Origin of the sequence: Pseudomonas sp. TYF_14, from assembly GCF_043105275.1 — a bacterium.
GTDB lineage: Bacteria > Pseudomonadota > Gammaproteobacteria > Pseudomonadales > Pseudomonadaceae > Aquipseudomonas > Aquipseudomonas alloputida.
Genome location: NZ_JBICLK010000027.1, coordinates 122,736 through 135,633, shown reverse-complemented (window position 1 = coordinate 135,633; position 12,898 = coordinate 122,736). Strand labels below are relative to the sequence as shown.

The window sequence follows — 12,898 nt, the reverse complement described above, 5'->3', positions numbered from 1 at the left end:
GATCGATGCCGGCAGCTGTGGGGTCTGCGGCATTCTACCTGCTTGAAGGCCTTTGGGGAGTCTTATGGATGTGACCGACCTGTTGGCCCGAGCTGTGGATGCGGGGGCTTCAGACCTGCACCTGGCGACGGGCCAGATTCCGATGCTGCGCCTGGATGGCGAGTTGCAGCGTATGGGCTTGCCGCCGTTGAGCCAGGGTGCCTTGATCGAGGGCATGGCCAGCGTGCTGGATAACGATCAGCGCCGGCAGTGGGCCCAAGGCGATGAAATGGACCTTGCGCTGGAGTTGCCGGCGCTTGGGCGCTTTCGGCTGAACCTGTTTCGACAGTTGAATGGCCCGGCGGTTACCTTTCGGCTGATCCCGGGGCGCATTGCGACGGTGAGTGAGCTGGACCTTGCGGATGTGTTTCAAGCTGTTGCGCATTGCCGGGATGGCTTGATCCTCGTGGGCGGGCCGACCGGCAGTGGCAAGTCCAGCACCCTGGCAACGCTGCTCGACCAGCTGAACCGCGAGCGGGCGCTGCACATCATTACCCTGGAAGACCCTGTCGAGATCATCCATGACAGCCAGCGCAGCCTGGTCAACCAGCGTGAGATGGGGCGCCATAGTCGCGGCTTTGCTCAGGGGCTGCGCAGTGCGCTGCGCCAGGACCCGGACGTGATCATGATCGGCGAGTTGCGCGACCTGGAAACCATTCGCCTGGCCCTGCGCGCGGCCGAAACCGGGCACCTGGTGCTGGCAACCGTGCATGCGCGTTCGGCGACCAGCAGCATCGACAGGTTGGTGGAGGTGTTTGCTGCCGAGGAAAAGCCGTTGGTGCGGGCGATGCTGGCCGAGTCGCTGCGCCTGGTGGTCGCGCAGGTGCTGGTCAGGCGCGTAGGGGGTGGGCGGGTGGCGGCGCGGGAAGTGCTGGTGGCGACGCCGGCGGTGCGTAACCTGGTTCGGGAGGGGCGGTTGGCGCAGTTGTCTTCAGTGATGCAGGGCGGGGCGGCGGAGGGGATGCTGACGATGGAGGGGGCGTTGCGGAGGCTGAGGGAGCGAGGGTTGATCAAAGGCTTGTAGTACCTGCAAAGGCCCTTTCGCGGGCGCGCCCGCTCCCACAGGTATGTGAGCTGCGCGCGAGAGCGACGCGCTACCTGTGGGAGCGGGCGTGCCCGCGAAGGGGCCGGTACCGGATAGCGCCGATCAGCTTAACGCTTGGCCAGACTCAGCTGCTGCTCTTTCGGCAGCACCCGCTTGGCCACCACGTAGTGCTTCTGCCAGTAAGGCTTGCTCAAGGTGTCGATACTCACCCGCTTGCCACGGCGTGGAGCGTGGATGAAGCGGTCGTTACCCAGGTAGATGGCTACGTGATTGACCCGACGGCTCTTGATGTTGAAGAAGATCAGGTCGCCAGGCTTCAGATCACCCTTGGCCACCTTCACCCCGTGGCCCCGGGCCATGGCATTGGAGGTGCGCGGCAGGTCGACGTCGGCGACGTCGTTGAAGGCGTATTTGACCAGCCCGCTGCAGTCAAAGCCTTTTTTCGGGCTGCTGCCGCCCCAAACATAAGGAGTACCGAGCACATTTACCGCACGGCTCAGCACATCGCTGCTTTGCTTAGGCGACATGGCGGCGACATTCGCACCGCGGCTGCTGGCGGCATTGCCTGGGCGGGCGCGTAGCGCGGTCTGTTTGACTGGTGCGCGTTTCACCGAGGCGTTGGTCGTATAGCCGGTGAAACCATTGGGAAGACGTTGCTCACGATTGGTGGCGTGGGCGGCCAGGGGCAATAATAGGCAGAGGGTCAGCCATGTCTTGATCAAAGGCGGCATAGATGAAGCTCTTATGAATAGTTATGTGTTGGCGCGCAACTTTATAACAGCTTTTTGATCAGTTATTGATCCGTTGGTCGATTGCCAGGCGCCGTATGTCGGCTTGCGACGAAAAAGTCACATTTTTTCTTAGAAAATTTTCGGATAACCCACGGGGGCTATGAATGAACAGTTATCAACAGGGGGTGCCCTTTCACGACACCCACAGCAAAGCCATCGGCTACCTGCTATGGATTTTCGGCTTCACCGGTTCCCATCGTTTCTATTACGGCAAGCCGATTACGGGGACCATCTGGTTCTTCACCTTGGGCTTGCTGGGCATTGGCTGGTTGATCGACCTGTTCCTGATCCCGTCCATGGACCGTGAAGCCGACCTGAGGTTTCAGTCCGGGCGTATCGACTACAACATCGCCTGGATCCTGCTGACCTTCCTGGGGGTGTTTGGCCTGCACCGGCTGTATCAGGGCAAGTGGATCACCGCGATCATCTACTTCTTTACCGGCGGGTTGTTCCTGGTGGGGGTGCTGTATGACTTCTGGACGTTGAACAGCCAGGTGTCCGAAAGGAATGCGGGGCGGGGCTGACGGTGGCGGGGCTGCTTTACAGCCCCTTCACGGGCAATGCTGTCCATATAAAGAAGGCCTTGTCGCATCGCTGCGGCAAGGCCTTCTTCGTTACTGACGGGTCTGCCGCTGTTGCAGCAACAGGTTGCTGAACCCGGCCCCAGCCAGCTGCTTCTGTGCCCCTGTCAACTGCTCGCGGTTGCTGAATGGCCCAACCAGCACGCGGTACCAGGTTTCATCCTTGACCGTGCCCGACTCCACTTTCACGGACTGGCCCAGCAGGATGATCTGTGCCCGTACCTTGTCGGCATCGGCCTGCTTGCGGAACGAGCCGGCCTGAAGGAAGTACTGCGTGGTCGCCGCCGGCTTGATCACGGGTGGTGGCGGTGGCGGGGTCTGGCCGAGCAACGCTGCCTGGGCCCTCGCCGTGTCGATTTTCGCCGCTTCTGCTGGTGTTACCGGGGTTACTGGCTGGGCCGGCACCGGTGGGGTTTTCTCCGGTACGGCTTCCGGCGGCACGATCACCTCAGACTCCGGCAGCAGGGTGTAGAAGTCGTACTTCGGCTTCACCGGCTGTTGCGGGGTGGCTTGCGCGGGCTTGCCGGCTTCGGCCGCTTTCGCCGGTTTCTCCTGCTCGGGCTTGGTGCGCTTGATGTCATCGCCACCGGGTTCGAGCTTCATCAGGAACACGATGAACGCGCCTACGGTCAGGCCGACCGCCAGCCATACCCAGCCGGGGATCGGCTGTTTGGCCGGTGCCGTCTGGCGGCTGGCGCCGCGTTTCGGGGCAGGTTTTTTCTTGGCAGCCAACTTACATGCGCTCCAGGGTTTCCAGGCCGAGCAGTTCCAGACCTTGTTTGAGGGTGCGGCCAGTCAGGGCGGCCAGGCGCAGCCGGCTCTGCTGCTGCGAAGGGGTTTCGGCAGCGAGGATCGGGCAGTTCTCGTAGAAGCTCGAGAACAGGCCGGCCAAGTCGTACAGGTAGCTGCACAGCACGTGCGGCGTGCCTTTTTCGGCGACGTTGTTGAGGATTTCGCCAAACTGCGCCAGGCGTGCGGCCAAGTCCTGCTCGTGGGCAGCTTGCAGCACGATCTTGCCGTCGACTTCGTCAAAGCCTTTGCCCAGCTTGCGGAACACGCCGGCTACGCGGGTGTAAGCGTACAGCAGGTAAGGCGCGGTGTTGCCTTCGAAGTTGAGCATCAGCTCGAAGTTGAAGCTGTAGTCACTGGTGCGGTGCTTGGACAGGTCGGCGTATTTCACCGCGCCAATGCCCACCACCTCGCCGATGTGGCGCAGTTCGTCGTCGGCCAGGCTCGGGTTTTTTTCCTTGACCAGCGCGTAGGCGCGCTCCTTGGCCTCGGTGAGCAGGTCGATCAGCTTCACGGTGCCGCCGTCACGGGTCTTGAACGGGCGGCCGTCGGCGCCGTTCATGGTGCCGAAGCCCATGTGCTCCATTTGCATCGGGTGGCTGACGAAGCCAGCGCGGCGGGCCACTTCGAACACCTGATTGAAGTGCAGGGCCTGGCGCTGGTCGACGAAGTACAGTGCGCGGTCAGCCTTCAACACGTTGCTGCGGTAACGCACGGCAGCCAGGTCGGTGGTGGCGTACAGATAGCCGCCGTCAGCCTTCTGCACGATCACCGGCAGAGGGTCGCCTTCGCTGTTCTTGAACTCTTCGAGGAACACGCATTGGGCGCCCTGGTCTTCGACCAGCAGGCCCTTGGCCTTGAGGTCGGCCACCACGTTGGCCAAGTCGTCGTTGTAGGCACTTTCGCCCATCACGTCGGCCATGGTCAGCTTGACGTTGAGCAGCTCGTAGGTCTTCTGGCAGTGCGACAGCGAGATGTCCTTGAAGCGTGTCCAAAGGGCCAGACACTCGGGGTCACCGGCTTGCAGCTTGACCACCAGGCCGCGGGCGCGAGTGGCGAACTCTTCCGATTCATCGAAGCGTTTCTTCGCCGCGCGGTAGAAGTTTTCCAGGTCCGACAGCTCGTCGCTGGTGATCGGGTTTTCCTGCAGGTAGGCCATCAGCATGCCGAACTGGGTACCCCAGTCGCCGACGTGGTTCTGGCGGATGACGTTGTCGCCCAGGAACTCCAGCACGCGCGCAACGCTGTCACCGATGATGGTCGAGCGCAGGTGGCCGACGTGCATTTCCTTGGCCAGGTTGGGTGCCGACATGTCGATCACCACCTTTTGCGCCGGGCCGGCTTTGCGCGCACCCAGGTGGGCGTCGGCCAGGGCGGCATCCAGGCGGTTGGCCAGGGCGTCGGTGTTCTGGAAGAAGTTGAGGAAGCCGGGGCCTGCAATCTCGACCTTGCTGATGTCGGCGCTGGCCGGCAGGGCGTTGATCAGTTTTTCGGCGAGGTCGCGCGGCTTCATGCCGGCCGGCTTGGCCAGCATCATGGCGATGTTGCTGGCGAAGTCGCCGTGGGTCTTGTCCCGGGCGTTTTCCACCTGGATCGCCGGCGACAGCCCTTCAGGCAGCACACCGTCGGTGACGAGTTGGGTGAGGGCTTGCTGGATCAGCTGGCGAATGGTGTCTTTCATGGGGATCTCTTTTCGACCGCAAGCGCGGTGAGCGCCTGGATGCGCAGGTGGAAAAACTGGGCATTATCCGTTGCCGGGAGCAGGTTGCCAACCTTTGGGCGGCAAGCTGGGGGCCACAAGCGGCAAGAAAAAGCGGCATCGCACCCGCCCGGCGCTTGCTTGCCGCTGGCAACTCGCAGCTTGCAGCTCAATACAGGTCTACCGGGTCGACATCCAGCGACCAGCGCACCTGGCGCCCGCTCGGCAACTGTTCCAACACTAGCAACCAGGCGCTGATCAGTCGATGCAACGGCGCCCGGGTGTTGGCCTGTATCAACAATTGTGCGCGGAATCGTCCGGCGCGGCGCTCCATGGGCGCCGGTACCGGGCCCAGCAGTTCGATACCCGGCAGGCGCTGTTCGGCCACCAGGCGCTCGGCGGCGGCACAGGCTTCGTCGAGGAAACCTTCGGCCTGCCCCGGCTTGTGTGCTTCGGCACGCAGCAAGGCCAGATGCGAGTAGGGCGGCAGCCCGGCGGCTCGGCGTTCGTCCAGGGCCTGTTCGGCGAAGGCGAAGTAGCCTTGCTCGGTTAGCTGGACCAACAGTGGGTGGTCGGCCAGGTGGGTCTGGATGATGACCTTGCCGGGCTCTTCGGCCCGCCCGGCCCGCCCGGCCACCTGTACGATAAGTTGTGCCATGCGCTCGCTGGCGCGGAAGTCACCGGAAAACAGCCCGCCATCGGCATCAAGGATGGCCACCAGGGTCACCCGCGGGAAGTGGTGGCCCTTGGCGAGCATCTGGGTGCCGACGAGGATGCTCGGCTGGCCGCGCTGGATGGTGCTGAACAGGTTGTGCATGGCGTCCTTGCGCGCCGTGCTGTCGCGGTCCACGCGCAGGATCGGGTAATCCGGGAACAGCACCTTCAGGCGCTCTTCGGCGCGTTCGGTACCGGCACCGACCGGGCGCAGGTCGACGTGGTTGCATTGCGGGCACTGGTGCGGCAGGCGTTCGTCATAGCCACAGTGGTGGCAGCGCAGCACGCCGGAGCGCTGGTGCACGGTCATGCGCGCATCGCAGCGTGGGCATTCGGACAGCCAGCCGCAATCGTGGCACAGCAAGGTTGGGGCAAAGCCGCGGCGGTTGAGGAACACCAGCACTTGTTGGCCAGCCTCCAGGGTCTGTCGGATAGCCTGCTGCAGCGGGCCACTGATGCCGCTGTCCAGTGGCAGGCTCTTCACATCAAGGCGCAGCATGCGCGGCGGGCGTGCCCCTCCGGCGCGTTGGTTCATACGCAGCAGGCGGTAGCGGCCGGTCAGGGCGTTATGCAGGGTTTCCAGCGACGGTGTGGCGGAACCGAGCAGGATCGGGATGTTCTCCTGGTGAGCGCGTACCAGCGCCAGGTCGCGGGCGTGGTACCGCAGGCCTTCCTGCTGTTTATAGGAGCCGTCGTGCTCTTCGTCGATGATGATCAGGCCGGGGTTTTTCATCGGCGTGAACAATGCCGAGCGGGTGCCGATGATGATATCGGCCTCGCCGTCCCGTGCCGCCAGCCAGGCATCCAGGCGTTCGCGGTCGTTTACCGCAGAGTGCAGCAGGGCAATGCGCGCGTTGAAGCGTTGCTCGAAGCGGGCCAGGGTTTGCGGGCCGAGGTTGATCTCCGGGATCAGCACCAGCGCCTGCTTGCCGGCTTCCAGGGTTTCGCGGATCAGTTGCAGGTAGACCTCGGTCTTGCCACTGCCGGTGACGCCGGCCAGCAAGAACGCGCCGAAACCGCCAAAACCCTCGCACACGGCGTCGAAGGCTTCGCGTTGCTCTTCGTTGAGCGGCAGTTCCGGCTGTGCCAGCCAGTGCTCATGACGTAGTGCCGGCAAGTGGCGGCGCGTCTCGATCTGTACCAGGTCCTTGGCCAGCAGCAGGTCGAGGCTGTCCTTGTTCAGGTTGAGTTTGGCCAGCAGGCTGTGGGCCACGCCGTGCGGGTGCTGGGCCAGGGTCTTGAGGGCGTCGCGCTGGCGCGGTGCGCGGGCGATGCGCGGGTCTTCCAGGCGGGCGCCAGGGGCTATGTGCCAGAAGCGTTCCTGGCGCATTTCGGCGGCTTCGCCCTGGCGCAGTAGCGTGGGCAGCGCCCAGCTCAGGGTATCGCCCAGGCTGTGCTGGTAGTACTGGGCGGTCCACAGGCACAACTTGAACAGCGACGCGGGGATGGGGGACACCGGGTCGAGCAGGGCGCTGGCAGGCTTCAGTTTGTCGGCGGGCACTTCGCTCTGCGTGCACACCTCTATCAGCACGCCGATCATTTCGCGGCGGCCAAAGGGCACGCGGATGCGCATGCCTGGGGTCAAGGTCAGGCGCGCCATGCTCGCCGGCGCCTTGTAGTCGAACAGGCGCCGCAGCGGGGAGGGCAGGGCAAGGCGCAGGATGACGTCGGACACGCGGAAAGTCTCGGAGGGCGTTACAAGGACTGGCGAGCCTAGCAGACGACGGTCGGTGCAAGCGACATCTTGCGCTGACGGTGTGCTCTGGTATTATTCGCCGCCTAATTACGTGCGGTATTCAACAATTGGTGTTGGGTGGCGGCACGCAGCTCGAGGAAGTGACCATGAAAGAAGGTATCCACCCGAACTACGAAGTAGTTGCAGTCACCTGCAGCTGCGGTAACAAGTTCGAAACTCGTTCGACCCTGGGCAACGTCCTGTCGATCGACGTTTGCAACCTGTGCCACCCGTTCTACACCGGTAAGCAGAAAGTTCTGGACACCGGTGGTCGCGTACAGAAGTTCGCCGATCGCTTCGGCATGTTCGGTGCCAAGAAGTAATCATGCGCATGGCGAATCCTTCGGGTTTCGCATTGTTGCTGAAGAAGGCGTCCCTTGTGGGCGCCTTTTTTGTGGGCGTTATCTGGCATTTCCCGGTCCTGGCGTTCTGCCCACAGCCGGACAAGCCCCAATGGGTAGCGGTACGACAGGTGGTTGATGGCGACACCTTGCGTCTGGTCGATGGCCGCAGCGTTCGGCTGATCGGTATCAATGCCCCGGAAATGGGTCGCAAGGGACGTACCAGTGAGCCCTATGCCGAAGCTGCCAGGCGGCGATTGCAGGCCTTGGTCAAGGCCAATGACGATCGCGTCGGGCTGGTGCCTGGTGTTGAAGGTAAAGACAAGTACGGTCGCACACTGGCGCATATCTACAGCCGCAATGGCGACAATCTGGAAGCGCAATTGCTTAGCGAGGGCTTGGGCTACCGCGTGGCTATTGCCCCTAATGTACGTCTCAGCGGTTGTCAGCAGCTTGCCGAACAAGCTGCGCGCCAGGCCGGCGTTGGCCTGTGGCGGCATTCGCCCGTAGTGGCTGCAAGCGATGTCAGGCAGTCAGGTTTCGCTGTTGTGCGTGGTCGTATCGAAGGTATCGAGCGAAATCGTGGTGGGGTCTGGCTGACCCTGGGCAGTACCCTGGTGCTGCAGGTTCCCGCTCGTCTGCAGCGCAACTTCCCCGCCAGCTTCTTCGATAACCTCAAGGGGCGCCAGGTCGAAGCGCGCGGCTGGGTGCTGGATCGTTCCCGCAGGGGTGGCCTCAAGCCCGGGCAGCGACGCTGGGTGTTGCCATTGACCGATCCGAGCATGTTGGAGCGCATTTCAGGCTAAAAGATGTAGACATTTCGCTACTGGATTGTACACACTGTTGGTCGTATGCCCCGTGGGTTGTAGCGTAAAGTCGTAGGCTAAAGGCCTTGACACAAGTGACCGGCCAGTCTTGTGGCTCCCCGGCTCTTTGCGTATCCTCGGCGGTCCGTCAGAACAGTAAATAGCGGAATGCCCACCATGTCAGACCTGAAAACCGCCGCTCTCGAATATCACGCTCAACCTCGTCCGGGGAAACTGAGCGTTGAACTCTCCAAGCCCACTGCCACCGCCCGTGACCTCGCCCTGGCCTACAGCCCAGGTGTTGCAGAGCCGGTGCGCGAAATTGGCCGTGATCCAGAGCTGGCTTACAAATACACCGGCAAAGGCAACCTGGTTGCGGTGATTTCCGATGGCACTGCCATCCTCGGTCTGGGTGACCTCGGCCCACTGGCTTCCAAGCCGGTCATGGAAGGCAAGGGTGTTCTGTTCAAGCGTTTCGCCGGTATCGATGTGTTCGACATCGAAGTCGAGTCGGAAAGCCCGCAAGCGTTCATCGACACCGTTCGCCGCATTTCGATCACCTTCGGTGGCATCAACCTTGAAGACATCAAGGCACCTGAGTGCTTTGAAATCGAACGTACCCTGATCGAACAGTGCGACATCCCGGTGTTCCACGATGACCAGCACGGTACTGCCATCGTGACTGCCGCTGGCATGATCAACGCCCTGGAAATCGCCGGCAAGAAACTGGAAGAAGCCAAGATCGTCTGCCTGGGCGCCGGCGCTGCTGCCATTTCCTGCATGAAGCTGCTGGTAAGCATGGGTGCGAAGGTCGAGAACATCTTCATGATCGACCGTAGTGGCGTGATCCACGCTGGCCGTGACGACCTGAACCAGTACAAGGCGCAGTTCGCCCACGCGACCGACAAGCGCACCCTGGCCGACGCCCTTGACGGTGCCGACGTGTTCGTAGGTCTGTCTGGCCCGAACCTGCTGAGCCCGGAAGGCCTGAAGTCGATGGCTGCCAACCCGATCGTGTTCGCCTGCTCGAACCCGGACCCGGAAATCTCGCCAGAGCTGGCGCACGCCACTCGCAACGACGTGATCATGGCGACCGGTCGTTCCGACTACCCGAACCAGGTCAACAACGTACTGGGCTTCCCGTTCATCTTCCGTGGTGCTCTGGACGTTCGCGCCAAGCGTATCAACGAAGAGATGAAGATCGCTGCCGCTATCGCCCTGAAAGACCTGGCCAAGCTGCCAGTGCCGAAGGAAGTTTGCGAAGCCTATGGCGTTGAAGGCCTAGAGTTCGGCCGTGAGTACATCATTCCGAAGCCGCTGGATGCACGCTTGATCACCGTCGTTTCCGATGCTGTGGCCAAGGCTGCCATCGAATCCGGCGTGGCTACCCTGCCATATCCGAAGCACTACCCGCTGACCAGCGTGGATGAAGTGTTCAACGGCTGATCGCCGCAAGCGACAAAAAAAAGCCCCGGCTCGCATGAGCTGGGGCTTTTTGTTGGGGCTTGAGAATGTGTCAGGGCTGCAAGGTGCTTGTCACAACATTTTTGGCGCCTATGAGATCGAGCGCCGCCCGCGCGGCGCATCGCGAGCGAAGCTCGCTCCTACATTTGTTTCGGGCCAGTTATTCCTGAAATAGAAGCGCGCGGCCCCCTGGCGTCCACCTCGATATTGTGTCGGGCAAACAAGGCGGTCGCGTGCGTTGGTGCAGGCGATACCGGCCCGAAACAAATGTAGGAGCGAGCTTCGCTCGCGATGCGCCGCGCGGGCGGCGCTCGATTTACGCGCCCACGTAAAACCTGAGCCGAACGCCCTGCTTCAGAACAAATCCATCGGTGCCGCTTCATCCGCCGGCAGCGGGCTGCCCGGTGCCGCGCCATTGCCCAGCTCGTCCACCGACGGCGGCGAATCTTCGGCTTTGAACAGCTCGAAGTAGGCATTCGGGGTGCTCGGCGATGCCGCGCGCCCGCTGACCGGGTCGACGCGCAAGCTGAGAATGCCCTCCGGTTCTGCCGGGGCATGCGCAGGCTTGTCCTTGAGCGCCGCGCCCATGAAGTTCATCCAGATCGGCAGTGCCGCAGTCCCGCCATATTCGCGGCGGCCGAGGGTTTCCGGTTGGTCGAAGCCGACCCAAACGGTAGTCACGTAATCGGCGTTGTAACCGGAGAACCAGGCGTCCTTGGATTCGTTGGTCGTACCCGTCTTGCCCGCCAGGTCGGTGCGGCCCAAGGCCAGCGCCCGGCGGCCGGTGCCGCGCTTGATCACGTCCTGCAGCATGCTGGTGAGGATGTAGGTGGTACGCCCGTCGATGATCTGTTCGGCCACTGCCGGCGCTTGCGATGCCGCGGCCACCTGGCTGAAGGCAGAAGGTGCTTCGCCTGGCATGGCCGCAGTGCTGATTGGCTGCTCGGGTGCGGCCAGGCCCGCCTGGTCTTGGGCACCTTGCGGTACGCGGGCCGGGTTGGCGGTGAACAGTGTCTCGCCGCTGCGGCTCTCGATGCGCTCGATCAGGTACGGGGTGATCTTGTACCCACCGTTGGCAAAGGTGCTCCAGCCGGTGGCGATTTCCATCGGGGTCAGGGTGGCGGTGCCCAGGGCCAGCGACAGGTTGCGCGGCAGGTCCTGCTTGTTGAAGCCGAACTTGGCGATGTAGTCGATGGTGCGGTCCACGCCCATGGCTTGCAGCAGGCGGATCGACACCAGGTTACGTGACTTGTACAGCGCCTCACGCATGCGGATAGGGCCGAGGAAGGTGTTGGTATCGTTCTTCGGTCGCCACACTTTATCCACCGACTCGTCAACGAACACGATCGGCGCATCGTTGACCAGGCTGGAAGCGGTGTAGCCGCTGTCCAGCGCTGCGCTGTAGATGAAGGGTTTGAAACTCGAGCCCGGTTGGCGCTTGGCCTGCACGGCGCGGTTGTAGTTGCTCTGTTCGAACGAGAAACCGCCGACCAGGGCGCGGATGGCGCCGTTGTTCGGGTCGAGGGTGACCAGGGCACTCTGCGCAACGGGCACCTGACTGAACTTCAATGTGCCATCGTCAAGGCGTTGCAGGCGCACCAGGTCACCGACCTGGGCCACGTCGGCCGGTGATTGCGGTGAACGGCCCTGGGCGTTGTTGTTGATGAACGGGCGCGCCCATTTCATGGTGTCCCAGGCAACCTGCGCCTCTTGGCCGTCACGGGTCAGCACCTTGAGGCCGGTGTGTTCCACCTGGGTGACAATGGCTGGCTCCAGGCCGCCAAGGGTGCGTTGCTTGCCCAGCTCCTGCAGCCACGCTGCCTGGGTGCGGCCCGGGAAGCGTGCTTCAGGGCCACGGTAGCCGTGGCGCTCATCGTAATCGGAGAGGCCCTTGAGGACGGCCTTGTTGGCCATTTCCTGCATGTCGCTAGGCACGGTGGTCGTGACGCGGAAGCCTTCGGTGTAGGCGTCGCTGCCGTAGCGGCCGACCATTTCCGCGCGGGCCATTTCGGCGATGTACGGGGCATTCACCTCAGGCGTCGGCACGTGATAGCTGGCGTTGAGCGGCTCGGCCAGGGCGGCCTCATAGCTGGCCTGGTCGATCTTGCCTAGCTTGTACATGCGCCCAAGGATCCAGTCGCGGCGCTCTTTGGCGCGCACCGGGTTGGCCAGCGGGTTGAAGCGCGACGGTGCCTTGGGCAGGCCGGCGATCATCGCCATTTGCGCCAGGCTCACGTCACGGATGGACTTGCCGTAATACACCTGTGCTGCTGCATCGATACCGTAGGCGCGGTTGCCCAGGTAGATCTTGTTCACGTACAGCTCAAGGATTTCGTCCTTGGTCAGCTCACGCTCGATTTGCAGGGCCAGCAGGATTTCGTTGGTCTTGCGTGAGAAGCTGCGCTCGCTGGTGAGGAAGAAGTTCTTCGCCACCTGCATGGTGATGGTGCTGCCGCCGGTCTGGATATGACCGGTTTTCACCAGCTGGGTTGCTGCGCGCATCAGGCTGCTGGGGTCGACGCCGTAGTGGTTGAGGAAATTGTCGTCCTCGGCTGACAGCAGCGCCTGAATGAATTGTGGGGGAATTTCCGCGAAGCGGATCGGCGAGCGGCGCATTTCGCCGAATTCGGCAATCAGCTTGCCATCGCTGCTGTACACCCTGAGGGGGATCTGCAACTGGATGCTTCTGAGGGACTCGACCGAGGGCAGGCTGGGACTAAGATACAGAAACGCACCGCTCACACCGAGTACGAGCGCGCAGATGACTGCGACGGAAGACCACCAGAAGAACTTCAGCAGACGTATCAAGGCTTTTCGGTGTCCAGGTTGGGAGTGGATTGCACGCAGGTCCGGTGGACCAAAAAACGCTGGGCATTATAAGCATTTTTCGCCTT

Annotated in this window: 10 protein-coding genes; 5 read left to right on the top strand and 5 right to left on the bottom strand. The window is 62.6% G+C overall.

Annotation, left to right across the window (positions count from 1 at the left end; translation table 11 throughout):
* The first annotated feature begins 64 nt into the window (after positions 1 to 64).
* Positions 65 to 1,063 (top strand): type IV pilus twitching motility protein PilT, encoded by a 999-nt coding sequence (locus tag ACF8O8_RS07520; RefSeq protein ID WP_049588310.1) that lies wholly within the window; start codon positions 65 to 67, stop codon positions 1,061 to 1,063.
* A gap of 128 nt (positions 1,064 to 1,191) precedes the next feature.
* On the opposite strand, the gene ACF8O8_RS07515 is transcribed toward ACF8O8_RS07520, so the two are convergent.
* Entirely contained in the window at positions 1,192 to 1,815 is a 624-nt protein-coding gene (locus ACF8O8_RS07515) for a C40 family peptidase (RefSeq protein WP_010955635.1), read from the bottom strand.
* 164 nt (positions 1,816 to 1,979) lie between these two features.
* On the opposite strand from ACF8O8_RS07515, the gene ACF8O8_RS07510 reads away from it, so the two are divergent.
* Positions 1,980 to 2,399: a TM2 domain-containing protein gene (locus ACF8O8_RS07510; RefSeq protein ID WP_350298473.1), complete on the top strand. Its 420-nt coding sequence runs from the start codon at positions 1,980 to 1,982 to the stop codon at positions 2,397 to 2,399.
* Positions 2,400 to 2,489: 90 nt separating this feature from the next.
* Here ACF8O8_RS07510 and ACF8O8_RS07505 read toward each other — a convergent pair whose 3' ends face one another.
* The 3 genes from ACF8O8_RS07505 to ACF8O8_RS07495 form a co-directional block, all read right to left on the bottom strand.
* Positions 2,490 to 3,188, bottom strand: coding sequence for an SPOR domain-containing protein (locus ACF8O8_RS07505; RefSeq protein WP_014859104.1), 699 nt, complete (start codon positions 3,186 to 3,188; stop codon positions 2,490 to 2,492).
* Position 3,189: 1 nt separating this feature from the next.
* Positions 3,190 to 4,926, bottom strand: coding sequence for an arginine--tRNA ligase (gene argS / locus ACF8O8_RS07500; protein ID WP_176684779.1), 1,737 nt, complete (start codon positions 4,924 to 4,926; stop codon positions 3,190 to 3,192).
* A 187-nt stretch (positions 4,927 to 5,113) separates the two neighbouring features.
* On the bottom strand, positions 5,114 to 7,333 hold the full coding sequence (locus ACF8O8_RS07495; protein WP_010955632.1) for a primosomal protein N': 2,220 nt from the start codon (positions 7,331 to 7,333) through the stop codon (positions 5,114 to 5,116).
* Positions 7,334 to 7,500: 167 nt separating this feature from the next.
* Here ACF8O8_RS07495 and rpmE point away from each other — a divergent pair, with 167 nt between their 5' ends.
* The 3 genes from rpmE to ACF8O8_RS07480 all read left to right on the top strand — a co-directional run bounded on the left by rpmE (position 7,501) and on the right by ACF8O8_RS07480 (position 9,986).
* Complete coding sequence (gene rpmE, locus ACF8O8_RS07490) at positions 7,501 to 7,716, top strand: 50S ribosomal protein L31 (protein ID WP_003249127.1); 216 nt, start codon at positions 7,501 to 7,503, stop codon at positions 7,714 to 7,716.
* 2 nt (positions 7,717 to 7,718) lie between these two features.
* On the top strand, positions 7,719 to 8,540 hold the full coding sequence (locus tag ACF8O8_RS07485) for a thermonuclease family protein (RefSeq protein ID WP_392509456.1): 822 nt from the start codon (positions 7,719 to 7,721) through the stop codon (positions 8,538 to 8,540).
* Between the two features lie 177 nt (positions 8,541 to 8,717).
* Positions 8,718 to 9,986 carry a malic enzyme-like NAD(P)-binding protein gene (locus ACF8O8_RS07480; protein WP_004575488.1) on the top strand — a complete coding sequence of 423 codons (1,269 nt, stop codon included), beginning with the start codon at positions 8,718 to 8,720 and terminating at the stop codon, positions 9,984 to 9,986.
* Positions 9,987 to 10,358: 372 nt separating this feature from the next.
* Here ACF8O8_RS07480 and ACF8O8_RS07475 read toward each other — a convergent pair whose 3' ends face one another.
* A complete protein-coding gene (locus ACF8O8_RS07475) occupies positions 10,359 to 12,809 on the bottom strand; it encodes a penicillin-binding protein 1A (RefSeq protein WP_392509471.1) in 2,451 nt (816 codons plus the stop codon).
* Between the last annotated feature and the right edge of the window lie 89 nt (positions 12,810 to 12,898).